The organism is Natronobacillus azotifigens, assembly GCF_026805325.1.
Taxonomy (GTDB): Bacteria; Bacillota; Bacilli; order Bacillales; family Amphibacillaceae; genus Natronobacillus; species Natronobacillus azotifigens.
The window spans coordinates 37,902-53,378 of record NZ_JAPRAT010000003.1; the positions used below are offsets into that span (position 1 = coordinate 37,902).

General features: G+C 36.8%; 15 protein-coding genes and 1 tRNA gene. 4 read left to right on the top strand and 12 right to left on the bottom strand.

What is annotated here, in order from left to right:
• Nucleotides 1-205: 205 nt before the first annotated feature.
• From glgP to OWO01_RS02350, 4 genes are all read right to left on the bottom strand, one after another.
• Complete coding sequence (gene glgP, locus OWO01_RS02335) at nt 206-1,819, bottom strand: alpha-glucan family phosphorylase (protein ID WP_268778816.1); 1,614 nt, start codon at nt 1,817-1,819, stop codon at nt 206-208.
• Between the two features lie 165 nt (nt 1,820-1,984).
• Nucleotides 1,985-3,499 (bottom strand): TIR domain-containing protein, encoded by a 1,515-nt coding sequence (locus OWO01_RS02340; RefSeq protein ID WP_268778817.1) that lies wholly within the window; start codon nt 3,497-3,499, stop codon nt 1,985-1,987.
• 173 nt (nt 3,500-3,672) lie between these two features.
• Entirely contained in the window at nt 3,673-3,831 is a 159-nt protein-coding gene (gene sspO, locus OWO01_RS02345) for a small acid-soluble spore protein O (protein WP_268778818.1), read from the bottom strand.
• A gap of 220 nt (nt 3,832-4,051) precedes the next feature.
• Nucleotides 4,052-4,124 (bottom strand) — tRNA-Arg (locus OWO01_RS02350).
• A gap of 535 nt (nt 4,125-4,659) precedes the next feature.
• Here OWO01_RS02350 and clpP point away from each other — a divergent pair.
• Entirely contained in the window at nt 4,660-5,241 is a 582-nt protein-coding gene (gene clpP / locus OWO01_RS02355) for an ATP-dependent Clp endopeptidase proteolytic subunit ClpP (RefSeq protein WP_268778819.1), read from the top strand.
• Nucleotides 5,242-5,307: 66 nt separating this feature from the next.
• On the opposite strand, the gene OWO01_RS02360 is transcribed toward clpP, so the two are convergent.
• Complete coding sequence (locus OWO01_RS02360) at nt 5,308-5,655, bottom strand: YlbF/YmcA family competence regulator (protein ID WP_268778820.1); 348 nt, start codon at nt 5,653-5,655, stop codon at nt 5,308-5,310.
• 223 nt (nt 5,656-5,878) lie between these two features.
• On the opposite strand from OWO01_RS02360, the gene OWO01_RS02365 reads away from it, so the two are divergent.
• Both OWO01_RS02365 and OWO01_RS02370 read left to right on the top strand, forming a co-directional pair.
• Nucleotides 5,879-6,772 (top strand): PucR family transcriptional regulator, encoded by an 894-nt coding sequence (locus tag OWO01_RS02365; RefSeq protein WP_268778821.1) that lies wholly within the window; start codon nt 5,879-5,881, stop codon nt 6,770-6,772.
• Nucleotides 6,773-7,079: 307 nt separating this feature from the next.
• A complete protein-coding gene (locus OWO01_RS02370) occupies nt 7,080-8,183 on the top strand; it encodes an ABC transporter ATP-binding protein (protein ID WP_268778822.1) in 1,104 nt (367 codons plus the stop codon).
• 63 nt (nt 8,184-8,246) lie between these two features.
• Here the strand turns inward: OWO01_RS02370 and OWO01_RS02375 are convergent, their stop codons facing one another.
• The 4 genes from OWO01_RS02375 to OWO01_RS02390 form a co-directional block, all read right to left on the bottom strand.
• Complete coding sequence (locus tag OWO01_RS02375) at nt 8,247-8,447, bottom strand: alpha/beta-type small acid-soluble spore protein (protein ID WP_268778823.1); 201 nt, start codon at nt 8,445-8,447, stop codon at nt 8,247-8,249.
• Between the two features lie 94 nt (nt 8,448-8,541).
• Complete coding sequence (fumC, locus tag OWO01_RS02380; protein WP_268778824.1) at nt 8,542-9,924, bottom strand: class II fumarate hydratase; 1,383 nt, start codon at nt 9,922-9,924, stop codon at nt 8,542-8,544.
• Nucleotides 9,925-10,073: 149 nt separating this feature from the next.
• Nucleotides 10,074-10,877: a M15 family metallopeptidase gene (locus tag OWO01_RS02385; RefSeq protein ID WP_268778825.1), complete on the bottom strand. Its 804-nt coding sequence runs from the start codon at nt 10,875-10,877 to the stop codon at nt 10,074-10,076.
• A gap of 157 nt (nt 10,878-11,034) precedes the next feature.
• Nucleotides 11,035-11,280 (bottom strand): IDEAL domain-containing protein, encoded by a 246-nt coding sequence (locus OWO01_RS02390; protein WP_268778826.1) that lies wholly within the window; start codon nt 11,278-11,280, stop codon nt 11,035-11,037.
• 772 nt (nt 11,281-12,052) lie between these two features.
• On the opposite strand from OWO01_RS02390, the gene OWO01_RS02395 reads away from it, so the two are divergent.
• Entirely contained in the window at nt 12,053-12,925 is an 873-nt protein-coding gene (locus OWO01_RS02395; RefSeq protein ID WP_268778827.1) for a cation diffusion facilitator family transporter, read from the top strand.
• 222 nt (nt 12,926-13,147) lie between these two features.
• On the opposite strand, the gene OWO01_RS02400 is transcribed toward OWO01_RS02395, so the two are convergent.
• The 3 genes from OWO01_RS02400 to map all read right to left on the bottom strand — a co-directional run bounded on the left by OWO01_RS02400 (nt 13,148) and on the right by map (nt 15,221).
• A complete protein-coding gene (locus tag OWO01_RS02400; RefSeq protein ID WP_268778828.1) occupies nt 13,148-13,444 on the bottom strand; it encodes an AzlD domain-containing protein in 297 nt (98 codons plus the stop codon).
• Nucleotides 13,437-14,171, bottom strand: a complete 735-nt coding sequence (locus OWO01_RS02405; RefSeq protein WP_268778829.1) for an AzlC family ABC transporter permease — start codon at nt 14,169-14,171, stop codon at nt 13,437-13,439. Before OWO01_RS02405 ends, OWO01_RS02400 begins: the two co-directional genes overlap by 8 nt.
• A 294-nt stretch (nt 14,172-14,465) precedes the next feature.
• A complete protein-coding gene (gene map, locus OWO01_RS02410; RefSeq protein WP_268778830.1) occupies nt 14,466-15,221 on the bottom strand; it encodes a type I methionyl aminopeptidase in 756 nt (251 codons plus the stop codon).
• Nucleotides 15,222-15,477 lie beyond the last annotated feature (256 nt).

The window sequence follows — 15,477 nt, forward strand, 5'->3', positions numbered from 1 at the left end:
CGTAAACATGAAAAAGAACGCTACCATGAATGGTAAGCGCTCCTTATATAGAAACGTTAATCAGTGACGTTTTGGGTTTCCCCCACTGATTGTTAGCCCTAAAGAATGGCTAAAAAGGCCCTTGAAGGATTTGCGGGGTTAGCGTCCGTTAAACATTTTTCATCGTTTTTAAGCGGAAGTCTTACGGACGGTTACTGCGAAATAATTATTCGATCGCATATAGTTTTTCATAATAATTTTCTAGCATACGTTTTACAGCAAATTGCTCTTTTGTACTTAAAATACTTTCTCTCATCATTTCGACCCATTTTTCATGCTTATCATAATAAGTTGGCAAGACTTCATTTTGCAACACATCATATAAAGCTTTTAAATCATGGGTATCAAGCACTGCTTCATCCTCAAATTCCATACCATCACCAAATTGCCATCCATTAACCCCATGATTACAAGCTTCCGGCCACCAGCCATCTAGTGTACTGAAATTGAGTACTCCATTCATAGCTGCTTTCATACCAGATGTTCCGCTTGCTTCTTTTGGCCTACGAGGGTTGTTCAACCACAAGTCAGAGCCTCGCGTTAATGCAGCGCCGATTGTCATATCGTAATTTTCTAGGAAAACAACAGCTTCCGGATATTTTTTTGACATTTTTACTAGAGATGAAACAATTCCTTTTCCCGTATCATCAAGTGGGTGTGCTTTTCCGGAAAAAACAATCTGTACTTTACCCGACTCTAATAATGGTCCAATTATTGATTCGTCGGTAAAAATAAAATCGCTACGCTTATATGGGGCTGCACGTCTTGAGAATCCAATGATCAGCTTATTTTCTTTTAATGTCACACCATTTCGTTCATGAATAAAAGAGATTAAGTCACGCTTATTCTTCATGTGCGCTTCCCATAAATCGCCGCCATCTTCAGCAACTTTAATCATGTTCTCGTCTACCCATGTTGGCTTGTGAATACAATTCGTAATTGGAATAATCTCTGAACGCCCTTCTACGTGTGCCCACATTTTATTGGCTGTTTCCCCATGTAGTTCAGCAACAGCGTTTGACTTTCGTGACATTCGTAAGGCTCCGACTGTCATATTGAATGGTGCTCCTCCAATTTCAACCAACTGTTCTAACGTTAAACCATTGTTTGCCCCCATATACATCAAGCGATCAAGGTGATGTGATTCATTCCCTTGGATGATTGGAGTATGCGTGGTAAACACGGTTTTCGCTCTCGTCGCATTTAAAGCTTCTTCAAATGTTGCCCCTTGATCGAATTCTTCTTTCATCAGCTCAAATCCAGCAAACAAAGCATGACCCTCATTAAAGTGGTATACATCAATATCAAGACCTAATGCTCGTAATGCGCGTACTCCACCAATACCAAGTACCATTTCTTGAGCAATTCTTTCTTCTCCGAACCAACCGTATAATTGACCAGTAATCCATGCATCCTCATTTTCCGGTATATCAGTATCAAGTAAATATAATGGTACATTGCCGAACTTTTCTATTTTCCATACTTTACAAACCACATCTCTTTGTCTAATCTTTACAGTAACTTTTACACCCGTATCTTCTAAGTAATCATAATCATAGTTGTGGTATGCATCATAAGGATTACCGTTTTCATCAATTCTTTGATCTGTATATCCTTGTTTCCACTTAATACCTATTCCAACCAACGGAAATTCATGATCTTTTGCACCTTTCAAGTAATCTCCTGCTAAAATACCCAGACCTCCTGCATACGTTTTCATAGTAGCGTCTAGGCCGTACTCCATGCAAAAATAAGCTACATTTGGATACTTCTTTGCCATTACTAACTCCTCCTTAGAATGATTAATACTGGTGTTGCATCCACTTCTACAAAAAGACATTACTGTAATTTTTTATTCTCTATATTTTCTATAATACTAGACTTTTTCAAAAAATTCTAGTAAAAAAGGAAAACGATTGCATTAATTTTGAAAAAAATTTAATGTTTACTCTAAAAAATCCAAGTTACTATTTGCATTTAAATAAGGCAACCATATTTGTTCAACAACATCTCTTTTAATTACATTGTTGTGGTCAAATATTTTATTATTGTGCTGTGTTAGGATGTCACAGTTTTGCGCGAACCCTTTCACACCCGATTGACCAAACTTTTTGCTTAGCCGTATAATACCGTCTGGCATTCTTTTCACCCAACTATCATTTTTGGCAATTTCATTTCGAACACGGATAATTTTTGACTGTTCATATTTTGTTTTCCAATCATAATTCGTATGAACGATTGACCCTGTTAAAATAACAGACTGGAACTGAACAGGAATATCTTCATCAAAGCCTGCTAAATAACTCGCAATAATATAGGTTCCAAAAGAATGCGCAATAACGGATATGGGTACTCCTTTGTATCTCATCTGGATATCGAATATCCAACTTCTAAATTCATCTACAGCCCTCTTCCGTTTTTGTTCCCTAAATAACAAATCGACACAACTTTTATAGACATAAGGCGCAAATATCCAACCTTGGCTACTTACGATTGGAGCTAATTCTGTATTCCACTTTGCTCGAGATAATAACCCATGAAGTGTAACTAATACTCCTCTTGGCTGATACAAGTCAATCAATGAAGTGCTATTATCAGAAATATTGTGATCGATCCTTTGTAACTGATCCATGCTGATGTTAGTTATATCTATCTTAATTACGCCAGCACCTTGGTTGTTACTCGCCATGGATAAAAGTTGTTGATGAGTAGATAATGTGTTTTGATCTTCGATGGTGGCAAAATATACATCGATAGTTGTTTCCTGAAGAAAAAATCGCCCATGATCGCGCGGGATATCTGATTGATGGCGAAATACAATAACACAAGTGACGTTGGAGGGGCTATCCTTCTCTACGGCAAACGATCCTCCAAATAGAAGATAAGCAGCTTCCCTCATTTTTGCAAATTCAAAGATAGAGAGTAGCGCTTTTTTATATTTTTCCAACTCTTTCCCATTAGAGAATTCATTAAAAAATTGTTCTATACTAACGGTTTGCATTGATTTCAAGATAGGATTTTTTAAAGTAACTGATTTTAGGTCGACCGATGAAACAGTCACTTCCTTCTCTGTCTGATTTTTTTTCGATTCAAGTTTGTTTTTTAAATGTGCCAGTACATTTGAAAGTCCATCATCATACTCTTCCTGAAGATCAATAATGGGATATTCTTTTAAAATGTTTGGTATATTACAGTTATCAATCAAAAGAATTACAATATCTTTCTTCGCTTTTGTAATGGCAGTATAATATTCTGTAGTTCGATTGCTCTGATCAGATAATAAAATCAAGATATAATGACAACACTTTATTGATTCCTTTTTTTTCTCAAAAATATTGTCGCCTAATTTAATATCAAACTCATCATTCCAAACGCGCACACCTTTACGCTCTAAGTCATACGTTATCTTTTCTGCGGTCTGTTTATCTTTTTGAGTATAGTCCATTAATATAGTCTTCATTCTTTCACCTTCTTTCTTTGCTTACAATACTATTGTATGTAGAAGAAGAAAGAGTTGTATGGACATAGACTCATGGTGTGATGGGTGAATGATCCTTATTCCCATATGTCATTGGATAATTTATCGTGAAAAAAAGCATCCTTCAAAAGAAAGATGCTTCGATTTCTTAACTGTTATTGACGTTTTTTTGTTTTTTTATTGTGATGTCTCTCGTTTGGTGTTAATGGTTCATTGGCAAATTCATGATCAAACTCGGTAGGCAGTGTTCCTCTTATTGCTTGCTCATCACTAATTCCGCTATGTTGGCGTTCTTTTTTCTTTTTCTTATCCATCATAACTCACCTCCGTACTGCTATTTTGCGTAGAAAGTGCTTTAATTATTCATGGGAACTTTCAGAGATAACGTATCGTCTAAGAAAAAATCGGTATTAATCTTATGCGAGTTCCTTCCTTATTAGTGTTACCACATGGTTACCAAAACCAATAATTGACCGTTTATATTTCATCAAATAAAAAACCTAAACCCCTTGATACCAAAGAGTTTAGGCGGGACGCGCTCGGAGGGATTCGAACCCCCGACGCACGGTACCGGAAACCGATGCTCTATCCCCTGAGCTACGAGCGCACATATTTCCTTCCATAAAGAAAGGACAACCAATATTATAACGGATAACAGATTTAAATACAATCATAAAGTGAAACTTCAATCAGTGGGGGTTTTTAGGTATTCCCACACTGATTGTTAGCCCTAATGGAGAACCTAAAGGCCCTTGAGCCATACGGGGTGCTAGTGTCCGTTACTCACACGTAAACAACTTGATTCTCGTTGGTTGGAAGTGGAAGTCTTACGGAAGGTTACAACGGGATAAATCCGGACATTTTTTTCCTTCATTTTATGTTCATTTATCTGGTTTAAACAGTTTTGTATTTTTATGTTTATATGCAAGGAATTACTCATCTTCTATTAGCAAAGAACGTGGAATCTCTGCTATAATATTAAGGAGGTTTATTTTACCAAGCGTTTGGGAAAAATACATGTTAACTACACTTTTCGTAAAAAATGATTTTTCAAATGCAATCATTTGACCTTTATTGACCTATTAGGTACTATAAAGAAAGAAAATCATTATCTTATTCGGATTCAAGGAGGAAGATCTTAAATGAATTTAATACCAACAGTAATTGAACAAACAAACCGCGGGGAACGTGCCTACGACATTTACTCTCGTCTATTAAAAGATCGTATCATTATGTTAGGAAGTGCCATTGATGATAATGTGGCAAACAGTATTGTTGCACAATTGCTTTTCTTGGAAGCAGAAAGTCCTGACAAAGACATCTCCATTTACATTAATTCACCTGGTGGGTCCATTACAGCAGGGATGGCGATCTATGATACGATGCAATTCATCAAGCCTAACGTTTCAACAATTTGTGTAGGTATGGCGGCTTCCATGGGGGCATTCTTGCTTGCAGCAGGTGCACCTGGTAAACGTTATGCTCTTCCAAATAGTGAAGTGATGATTCACCAACCACTTGGTGGAACACAAGGGCAAGCATCAGACATTCAAATTCACGCAAAACGAATCATTGAAATGCGTGAGAAATTAAACCAAATTCTTTCAGAACGTACTGGCCAACCACTAGAAGTAATTGAGAAAGACACCGATCGTGATAATTTCATGACCGCTGATGCAGCACAAAAATACGGTTTAATTGATAAAGTAATGGAGAAAAAATAATCTAAAGTTTAAGCTTAAATCTTAGAAAAAAATTCCCGCTATCACTAGATAGCGGGAATTTTTTTCTTATGCTTCAGCACCATAAAGTTCTTCTAAAGGTTTTGTAATCGTACGGCTAATATTGTTAATTAGCTCATTTACACGTTGTTCTTGATCCATCAATTTAGAAATTTGCTCATGTTGTTGAACAGTCTCTACTACTTTTCGTGCCTTGTCTACTTCTTCTTCCGTAATCTCAATTCCTTGCATTTGTTTTTGCTGTAACTCAAGTTGCGTGTTTCGGAAATCATCGAACATTTTTTTCGCAATTTCATCACCCATTACCGCATCATAAGCTGCTTTTAAATCGTTAAATTCCTCACTATTACGTATCGATTGCTCTAGTGCATTTGCATTTTCTTGGATTGTTGACATTGAAAGTCCTCCTAAATTATAATTGCCTCTCACTACTGAATAAAATAGTGATCTGCCTGTCAAATCACCGTTCTTTAATAACTGTCGATTTGCTTCTGTTCAACTATAACAAAGTTTTTCACAATATCCAAACAATACCCGTAAAAAGGAGAGCTTCTCCCACTCGAATTGTTTGTTATATTTGTTATAATAAAAGAAACCTATTAAGAGAGAGGCAAGCTATATGATAAATCAACTAAAAAAGATATTTCCATCCTTGATTCATAGTAAGGATAATATACAAAGAGCATCGGCCGATTATCAATGGTTTATCACCCAAACAAATGAAGTCATTGGAATTAAAAAGATAGAACTTCAACACAAGGAGAAAACACTGCTCGAATTGTTTCTTACCCCATATCATGGCACACATCCCCCGGTAACAACTCGAGAAAAAAATTGGTCTCAGGTTATATTCGATCAACAAACCGATGCCTTATCCAAAAGACCTAACCATTACCGCTTTATCTACTTTTGTTTATCTGAAGCTTTATCAGACCCTGCTGATTTTCGAGAAGCGATTGCTGGGGTTTATCCAAATCAAACGGCAATAATATGGAACAATCAACAAGAAGGTATCATTATTGAAGAAGAGAAAACAATGGATGAAGATTTTTCTTATGAAGAGATGATTGAAGTATTCACAAGTGACTTCTTTATTGATCTAAAATTATTTGTTGGGCCTTTTCTTACAGCAATTGAGCAAGCTCCAGAATACTACGAATGGATTGTACATGCATTTAATGCGTTAACAAAATTTAATAATAAAGCGGTAATGAGCTATGTAAGTTCTGTACCCTATTTATTATCATCGTCATTAGAAAAAAAAGAGCATCAATTCTTAATTCAAGCAATTCTTAAAGAGACTAGTGAAGACGAAGAACTACTTCGGACAATCCAAATCTTCTTAGAATGCAACTCGAATACAAGTCTAACCGCCAAACAAATGTATATGCATCGAAATAGCTTGCAATATCGAATTGATAAATTTATCGAGAAAACTGAAATAGATGTGAAGCAATTTGAAGGCGCACTATCTGTTTACTTAACCTTGTTATTTAAAAATCGTTATGAGTAGCCATTACATTTTGGCTGCTTTTTCTTTTTCAGAAAAAGTTGCATAGAATATTTGGACCAGGAAAAAATAAAGCACTAGCTTCGAAGGCAATTGGTTGTATTGATGAATTTTGTGAGCTAACTCTTACTTGGATTCTTGTTATGATCTTAAATAAAGCAGAAGTGAAGCTCACTTTCTAGCAATTATGTAAGCGTGCACAAAGCAAGACAAACTTTTTGTGCACGTTTGCCATTTACCAGGCAAGCAAAGTTCTGTAAACTGTACCTATGAAGTTAACGCTTACAAATTTTTAAGGAGGATTACGCAAATGGCTGAATTGAAATTAACTAATATTGACAAAGTATATGAAAAAGATGGTGTGAAAGCGGTTGATGATTTTAACCTTAGTATTAAAGATAAGGAATTCATCGTATTCGTTGGTCCATCTGGTTGTGGTAAATCAACTACACTACGTATGATTGCTGGTCTAGAAGAAATTACTTCTGGTGAATTCTATATTGATGATAAATTAATGAATGAGGTTGCTCCTAAAGACCGTGATATCGCGATGGTATTCCAGAACTATGCACTTTATCCTCACATGAACGTGTATGATAATATGGCATTTGGTTTGAAACTTCGTAAATTTAGAAAAGACGAAATTGAGCGCCGAGTGAAAAACGCTGCACAAATTCTTGGATTAGAGGCTTACTTAGATCGTAAACCAAAAGCATTATCAGGTGGTCAGCGTCAGCGTGTTGCTTTAGGACGTGCGATCGTACGTGATGCGAAAGTATTCTTAATGGATGAGCCTTTATCTAACTTGGATGCGAAATTACGTGTACAAATGCGTGCGGAAATCCAAAAGTTACACCAACGCTTACAAACTACTACTATTTACGTTACACACGATCAAACAGAAGCAATGACAATGGCTACACGCCTTGTTGTACTTAAAGATGGTATTATCCAACAAGTAGGTGCACCGAAAGAAGTTTATGACAAACCGACAAACATCTTTGTTGGTGGTTTCATTGGATCACCTGCAATGAACTTCTTCACTGGTACATTGGAAGAAGGAAAATTCAGAGTTTCTCCAAAACAGACTATTGATGTTCCTGAAGGAAAAATGAAAGTACTTCGTGAACAAGGTTATGTTGGAAAAGAAGTTGTTTTAGGTGTTCGTCCTGAAGATATGCATGACGAGCCAGTATTCGTTGATGCTAATCCTGGTTCAACAATTACTGCAGAAATTGAAGTTGCGGAATTAATGGGTTCTGAGTCTTACCTATATTCTAAATTAGCAGATCAAGATTTCATTGCACGTGTTGACTCTCGTACAGACATTCATGGTGGAGAAAAGATTCAATTGGCATATGATATGAACAAATGCCACTTCTTTGACGCTGAAACAGAAGAACGTATTAAATAATTTAATGAATTCAAAAAGCGTGGAATCTAAGATTCCACGCTTTTTTTATTAAATAGTCAATAATTATTGACCAGATCCAAATTGTTGTTCTGCTTGTTGTACTAGACGTTTTGTTATCTCTCCACCTACTGAACCATTAGCGCGTGCAGTTTCATCCGCACCTGGATTCACACCAAATTCTTGGGCAATCTCATATTTCATTTGATTTAAAGCTTGTTCTACACCAGGAACTACTAAACGATTTGATTGATTACGTTCACTCATATCCTGTTCACCTCCTTACTTGATAGTGTGAACAGGAATAGTTTTTTTATCAGAACGAATACTTGGGAAGACAGGATAATTTTTCTCTATCCACTTACTTACCAATCATTTTAGTCGGATCAACCAATTGATCAAACTCTTCAGCAGTTAACAACGCTAAGCCTACTGCAGCTTCTTTTAATGATGTTTTTTCCACAAAAGCTTTTTTTGCTATTTTTGCAGCATTCTCATAACCAATATGCGGATTAAGTGCAGTTACCAACATTAAAGAGTTATTTACGTAATCTGCAATTTTTTCTTCGTTTGGTTGAAGACCTTCAAGACAGCGGAGCGTAAATGATTCTAAACTATCTGCTAGCAACGTAACTGATTGAATAAAGTTATAGGCAATTACAGGCTTAAATACATTTAGCTCGAAGTTTCCTTGGCTAGCGGCAAAACCAATCGTAGCATCATTGCCCATTACTTGTGTCGCAACCATTGTTACCGCTTCAGCTTGTGTAGGATTTATCTTTCCAGGCATAATAGAGCTTCCTGGTTCATTCGCAGGAATAGTTAATTCTGCAAATCCAGCTCGTGGTCCACTTGCAAGCCAACGAACATCATTGGCAATCTTCATTACATCAGCTGCGAGTGCTTTTAGAGTTCCATGAACATGAACCATTTGATCATGGCTTGTTAATGCATGAAATTTATTTGACGCGGATATAAATTTTTTTCCTGTTAAACGAGAAATTTCTGTCGCAACTTTATCACCGAAACTTGAATCTGCGTTTATCCCTGTACCTACTGCTGTACCTCCAATAGCCAATTCACTTAAATAGACAAGATCATTAGCAAGCATCGACCTAATCTTTTCTATCATATGATGCCAACCGCTTATTTCTTGTCCTAAAGTCAATGGAGTAGCATCCTGCAAGTGTGTTCGACCGATTTTAATCAAGTTTTGAAATTCCACTACTTTATTAGCTAAAACACTTTCAGTCTGCTGTAATACTGGCAATAAACGATCTTCTATAATTGTAACTGCAGCAACATGCATGGCAGTTGGATATGTATCATTCGAACTTTGCGATTTATTAATATCATCATTTGGATGCAACATAAGCGAACATTTTTTTGTCGCTAGATACTGATTACCAAGATAAGCTAACACTTCGTTGACATTCATATTAGTTTGCGTACCGCTACCTGTTTGCCAAACAACCAATGGAAAATGCTCGCTTAAATCATTGTTTAATAATTGGTCAGCAGCAGCAACAATAGCTTCTACTTTTTCTTTTTCTAGCCCCCCTAGATTACCATTCGCTATTGCTGCACTACGCTTTAATTGCACAAAAGCACGGATAATTTCAAGCGGCATGATTTCTTGTCCAATCGGAAAATTTTCAATACTTCTCTGTGTTTGCGCACCCCAGAATTTACGAGCATCAACTTTCACTTCACCCAGTGTATCCTTTTCAAATCGAAAATCCATTGTCCCCACTCCATTTCTTTTTTTACACTTTTCTAACTATTATACCATGCAAAATAATTTGCTTAACAAAACTAATCTTTTTTAAGAAATAGATCAGTAATAAGTTATAGAAAAAGCATTTGCCACTTTTTTCGACAAATGCTTTTCTTTTAATAACCATAACCAAAATATTCTTCTAAAGTTAGGTCCTTCTCGTATATTTCTGTTGCTAATTCCTCACCTACATAACGAAAATGCCATGGCTCATAGGCATACCCAGTAATATCAGTTTTCCCATCTGGATAACGTAAGATAAACCCGTGTAAATGGGCATGCTCTGCTACCCAAGAGCCTTCACTTGTTTGTTCAAAAGCCTGATCTAGTGCCAACGCAACAGAAGCCGCACTAATATCCATGGCTAAACCCGTTTGATGCTCACTTGTACCCGGTCGTGCAGAAAATTGATCTGCATGCTCCTGTCCTCTCGCAGCTACATTATTTTCGTAAATTACTTTTTGACGATCATAAGAACGATACCCTGAAACGGCTACTAATTCTAAACCTTCTGATTCTGCGTGCGCAAATAATGATTCTAACGCTTCTGCTGCTTCTGCTCGCATTAACCTTCGAGGATCCCCCTGCCCAACAGCATGCGAAACATTTGGATCCACTAAATCTGTTGGCTCGTAGCCTTCAGGTAATCTTCTCTGTTTGTTCACCATCACTTCGATGCTATCCGGATTGCTTACCACAACCGTATCTGTTTCTTCATCTATTTCAGCAATATGCTCATCTATCTCCACCTCAAGTGAAAATAACACTTTTTCACTAGTTCGTTCCTCTATACTTTTCGGTACATCAATTGCTTCTCTTTGTACGGCATTCTCTGTTGTGAAAAAAGAATCGAATGGTTGGCAGCCCATCAATAATAAACTAGATAAAAAAAGCACGAGAATAAATCCGTGTATTCTCATATCCAAAAACCTCATCTCTTTAATGAATGATCCAATATCATATTAACTATAACATACGAAACCGGACTATTTCATTAACAAAAAAAGCCTTATCACTCTACCAGGTAAAAGAAATAATCCAATCTTTCACATCGTATCTTCGTGATAAGGTAATTCATTAATATTCGAATAAATAATGTTGATAATGATTACTTAATTGCATAAACAATTCTTTATCTTTACTTTCGATTGCCTCGTTTATTTTCCGATCAAACTCCATTTTGTTTCGTTCGGAAACAAGTTGATCCATCAATAACTGTGCCATTAATTGGATCTCAAAAGATACTTCTCTTTTTGCCTTAATCTTATGATGTGGGACGAGATTATAGCGCTTTAACCGATAATTCACTTTATGTTTCTTCATTGGAATATAGCCCCCTTATTCCCTTGATAAAATAAAATCAATTTGCAAATTATTTAATCTATATATACCCCAATTCCGCACAGATAAACTAGTTTTAAAACGAATGAATAACGTTTTTGGGGTATGCTAAAGATGTGTAGACATTTCGCGTATGGAACATGATGGTCCCATTACATGTATGTTCCCTATCGACATTTCTTCTATAGACGTGGTTATGTTTTGTTAAGCTCTCCTACACGACATAACTTGGCTTATATAACCTATTATATTCGAATGTACAAAAAGAGTTCACAAATATACTAAAGTGAAACTTGATATTCTCGTTGTTTTAAAGTGGGGGGCTTACGGACGGTTGCTCCGGGATAAAGTGAAACTTCAATCAGTGGGTTTTTTAGCTATTCCCCCACTGATTGTTAGCCCTAAAGGATGACCTAAAGGCCCTTGAACCATTCGGGGTGCTAGCGTCCGTTACTCCCACTGCAACAACTTGATATTCTCGTTGTTTTGAAGTGGGAGTCTTACGGACGGTTGCTCCGGGATAAAGTGAAACTCCAATCAGTGGGTTTTTTAGCTATTCCCCCACTGATTGTTAGTTGAACCATTCGGGGTGCTAGCGTCCGTTACTCCCACTGCAACAACTTGATATTCTCGTTGTTTTGAAGTGGGAGTCTTACGGACGGTTGCTCCGGGATAAACATGATGCGCTCTATATATTAGATTAAAATCACCCAACAAAGGTTTGCGTGAAAAAAGAAAGGCAGGAGAAAAGATGGTGAATCCATATGATAATTTAAAAAAAGGAGAAAGAGGAGCTTGGGTTAGTATTATTACATATTTAGCCTTAGCTAGTATAAAATTAGTAATTGCTACGATTGGTGGTTCTTCGGCCTTACGTGCAGATGGTATTAATAATGCTACCGATGTTATCGCTGGTATAGCAGTCCTAATCGGTTTGCGTATTTCACGAAAACCCCCTGATCGCGATCATCACTATGGGCATTTTCGAGCTGAATTAATCGCTTCTTTAATGGCTGCTTTTATTATGGTCACTGTAGGAATTCAAGTTATTCTTGATTCGTTTCAAACCATTATCCATTCAAACGATCAACAACCTAGTTGGATGACTGCATGGACAGCATTAGCTTCCTCTATTATTTTGATTGGCGTTTATCTTTTTAATTTAAAATTATCAAAAAAAATAGCAAGCAGCTCTTTATTCGCCGCTTCCCAAAATAATAAATCGGATGCACTCGTTAGTTTTGGGGCTTTCATTGGTATTATCGGATCTCAATTTGGTGTTTATTGGTTGGACCCATTTATTGGTTTGCTTGTTGGGATTATTATCTGCAAAACGGCATGGGAAATTTTTCGAAATGCCAGCCATACCTTAACGGATGGATTCGATGAGGATCAAATTTTAGAGATTTGTAAAACCATACGTGAAGATGAGGAAGTTCTTAAAGTAAAAGACATTAAAGGACGATCTCACGGAAATCAAACATTGCTTGATATCGTAATTTATGTTGACCCTAAAATTACGGTCGAGCACGGGCACGAAATAACCGATCGGATTGAAGCAGTACTGAATAAAAAGCATAATGTGCCCCATGCCCATATCCATGTGGAACCCAATCCAATAAAGTAAAACTTCAATCAATGGGGTTTTTAGGTATTCCCCACTGATTGTTAGCCCTAAAGGATGACTTAAAGGCTCTTGAATCGTTCGGTGTGCTAACGTCCGTTACTCCCACTTAAACAAATTTGATTTTTCTTGTTAAGTTGAAGTGGGAGTCTTACGAATGGATGCTCTAGGATAAGCATAACGACAAACAACAGCTAATCATCATTTTTTTCGTCTAATCCAAAATTATATAAGAAAAAAGACAGCGAGTGATGCACCAAGAACGACTGCGACAATGTGGATACGAAAAATAGACAAGATAATGGCTACTATTCCACCTACCAAACCAATCCAAGGTTTTTCTGGTACAACGGATAGTACGCCGGGAAAGATTAGTGCACCTAAAGCTGCATAGGGAATAACATGTAACCAATGATTAACCCATTCAGGAAAACGTACCCGTTCCACAATAAAGGCTGGTATCATACGGGGAATCATGGTTACCAAAGCCATACAAAGGATAATGATAAACGCTCTAGGCATAGGTCATCCCCCTTATCACAAAAATCCCAATAAAACTTGCTAATAATGTACTTACCACAATCGACCAACCCTCATCAAGATAAAAACTGAATAAGTAATTAAAAACCATTGCAATTCCAGCAATGAGGCCATAACGGTATTTTATTTTTACCGAGGGAACCAATAAAGCAATAAACATAGCATATAAGGCAATTCCTAAACTCTGACTAATTGAATCAGGCATGATATCACCAAGAATTCCACCAAAAACAGAACCAATAATCCAGGACAAATAAGCGGTCATAAACATTCCTAGATAAAAATAGCTACCATTTGGCTGCCTCGTTTGTTCTGTTTTCACTGAAGCTACCGAAAAAGATTCATCGGTGAGTAGAAGTGATATTGGGAATTTCCAACGTAATGGAAAGGACCTCGCTCGATTCATGAAAGATAAACTCATGACAAAATGCCGAAAATTCAAAACAAATGTAGCAATAATTATTTCCATTGCCCCTGCACCTATCTCAAGCATATTCGTTCCCATAAATTGTGCCGCCCCAGCATAAACAAAAATACTCATTCCCGTTAATTCCAACAAGGTCAATCCCGATTGAGCAGCCAATACGCCGTAAGTAATCGCGATAGGAAAGTATCCAAGCATGATAGGAAAACCACTCATGATTCCTTGCTTTAATTGAATCTTCTTTGTTTGAGCGATGCCACTTTCCTCTACCTCTAATGTATTCATCCGATCATCCCCAAGTCTTTTTGTATTTTTTCACCATATCACATTTTTGGAAAAATGAGAATGAATTTTCAGATCTAAATTACATAATCTCGCTGAAAATCAAAAACGACAGTTGACCTTGAGTTGGTCAAACTGCCGTATCAATTGATAGATTATTATTTAAGTACCGGGCAAACACCAACCAATCCTATTGAAAAAACAATAAGAAGCTATGTGTCCAATCTACATTTTTAAAAAACTATATCTTCTTAACGTAGAATCAAAAAGACAGTACGACTAGCTTTTTCTAAAAAATTATCTTTCTTCTTGTTCGGTTAAAATCAATGGTCCTTCTTTGGTAACAATGATCGTGTGTTCAAATTGTGCTGATCTTTTTCCGTCAACGGTTCTTGCGGTCCAATTGTTGTCATCCATTTTACTGTGCCATGTACCTTCATTCAACATTGGTTCAATCGTAATTGCCATTCCTTCTTTTAGACGCGCACCTTTTCCAGCTAACCCGTAGTGCGGAATGTGTGGTTGTTCATGAATCGTAGGTCCAATGCCATGACCAGTAAAATCACGAACAACAGCAAACCCTTCTGCTTCTGCATATTGTTGAATGGCATGACCAATATCACCAATTCGATTTCCTACTTTTGCTTGCTCAATACCTCTATATAATGATTCTTTCGTTACATCTAATAAACGTTGAGTCGGTTCATCTGCTTCCCCAACAACATATGTCCAAGCAGAATCAGCTAAACCACCGTTAAGATTGACAACCATGTCAATCGTAACAATATCTCCATTGGTTAGCACATCTTCACGCGGAAACCCATGACAAATCTCATCATTGATTGAAGCACAGGTAGCAAACTCATAGCCATTATAGCCTTTCTGCTCCGGTGTTGCACCATGTTCTGCTAAGTATTTTTCAACGAACACATCTATTTCCTTTGTTGTGATTCCAGGTTTTATCATTTTCGCTATTTCTTTATGAATGTTCGCAAGTAATTTCCCTGCTTCTGCCATCATTTCTATCTCACGTTTACTTTTTCTTGATATCATTCTATCTACTCCTTTCTATCCTTTCATACTATAACATATTTTCAATAATTCTTCCTATTCAATCTGATGTATGCAAAGATCATCTTGTTTTCAAAAGATCGATAAATATGTCAAGAAGAGAATGTCTTTTAGGGACATAAGGAAATGCGTTCAGACTCTTTAGAGATCAACAAATTATAGTTCTTTTTCTTTTTGGATTCTTTTTTCGGTATTTCAAGTTTAAAAAGATCCTAACCCTTAGTAAATCAACAAACAA

What these genes read in the sequence shown, in the direction of transcription:
- glgP (WP_268778816.1), bottom strand. Translation starts at nt 1,819, where the DNA reads ATGGCAAAGAAGTATCCAAATGTAGCTTATTTTTGCATGGAGTACGGC.
- OWO01_RS02340 (WP_268778817.1), bottom strand. Translation starts at nt 3,499, where the DNA reads ATGAAGACTATATTAATGGACTATACTCAAAAAGATAAACAGACCGCA.
- sspO (WP_268778818.1), bottom strand. Translation starts at nt 3,831, where the DNA reads ATGGATAAGAAAAAGAAAAAAGAACGCCAACATAGCGGAATTAGTGAT.
- clpP (WP_268778819.1), top strand. Translation starts at nt 4,660, where the DNA reads ATGAATTTAATACCAACAGTAATTGAACAAACAAACCGCGGGGAACGT.
- OWO01_RS02360 (WP_268778820.1), bottom strand. Translation starts at nt 5,655, where the DNA reads ATGTCAACAATCCAAGAAAATGCAAATGCACTAGAGCAATCGATACGT.
- OWO01_RS02365 (WP_268778821.1), top strand. Translation starts at nt 5,879, where the DNA reads ATGATAAATCAACTAAAAAAGATATTTCCATCCTTGATTCATAGTAAG.
- OWO01_RS02370 (WP_268778822.1), top strand. Translation starts at nt 7,080, where the DNA reads ATGGCTGAATTGAAATTAACTAATATTGACAAAGTATATGAAAAAGAT.
- OWO01_RS02375 (WP_268778823.1), bottom strand. Translation starts at nt 8,447, where the DNA reads ATGAGTGAACGTAATCAATCAAATCGTTTAGTAGTTCCTGGTGTAGAA.
- fumC (WP_268778824.1), bottom strand. Translation starts at nt 9,924, where the DNA reads ATGGATTTTCGATTTGAAAAGGATACACTGGGTGAAGTGAAAGTTGAT.
- OWO01_RS02385 (WP_268778825.1), bottom strand. Translation starts at nt 10,877, where the DNA reads ATGAGAATACACGGATTTATTCTCGTGCTTTTTTTATCTAGTTTATTA.
- OWO01_RS02390 (WP_268778826.1), bottom strand. Translation starts at nt 11,280, where the DNA reads ATGAAGAAACATAAAGTGAATTATCGGTTAAAGCGCTATAATCTCGTC.
- OWO01_RS02400 (WP_268778828.1), bottom strand. Translation starts at nt 13,444, where the DNA reads ATGCCTAGAGCGTTTATCATTATCCTTTGTATGGCTTTGGTAACCATG.
- OWO01_RS02405 (WP_268778829.1), bottom strand. Translation starts at nt 14,171, where the DNA reads ATGAATACATTAGAGGTAGAGGAAAGTGGCATCGCTCAAACAAAGAAG.
- map (WP_268778830.1), bottom strand. Translation starts at nt 15,221, where the DNA reads ATGATATCAAGAAAAAGTAAACGTGAGATAGAAATGATGGCAGAAGCA.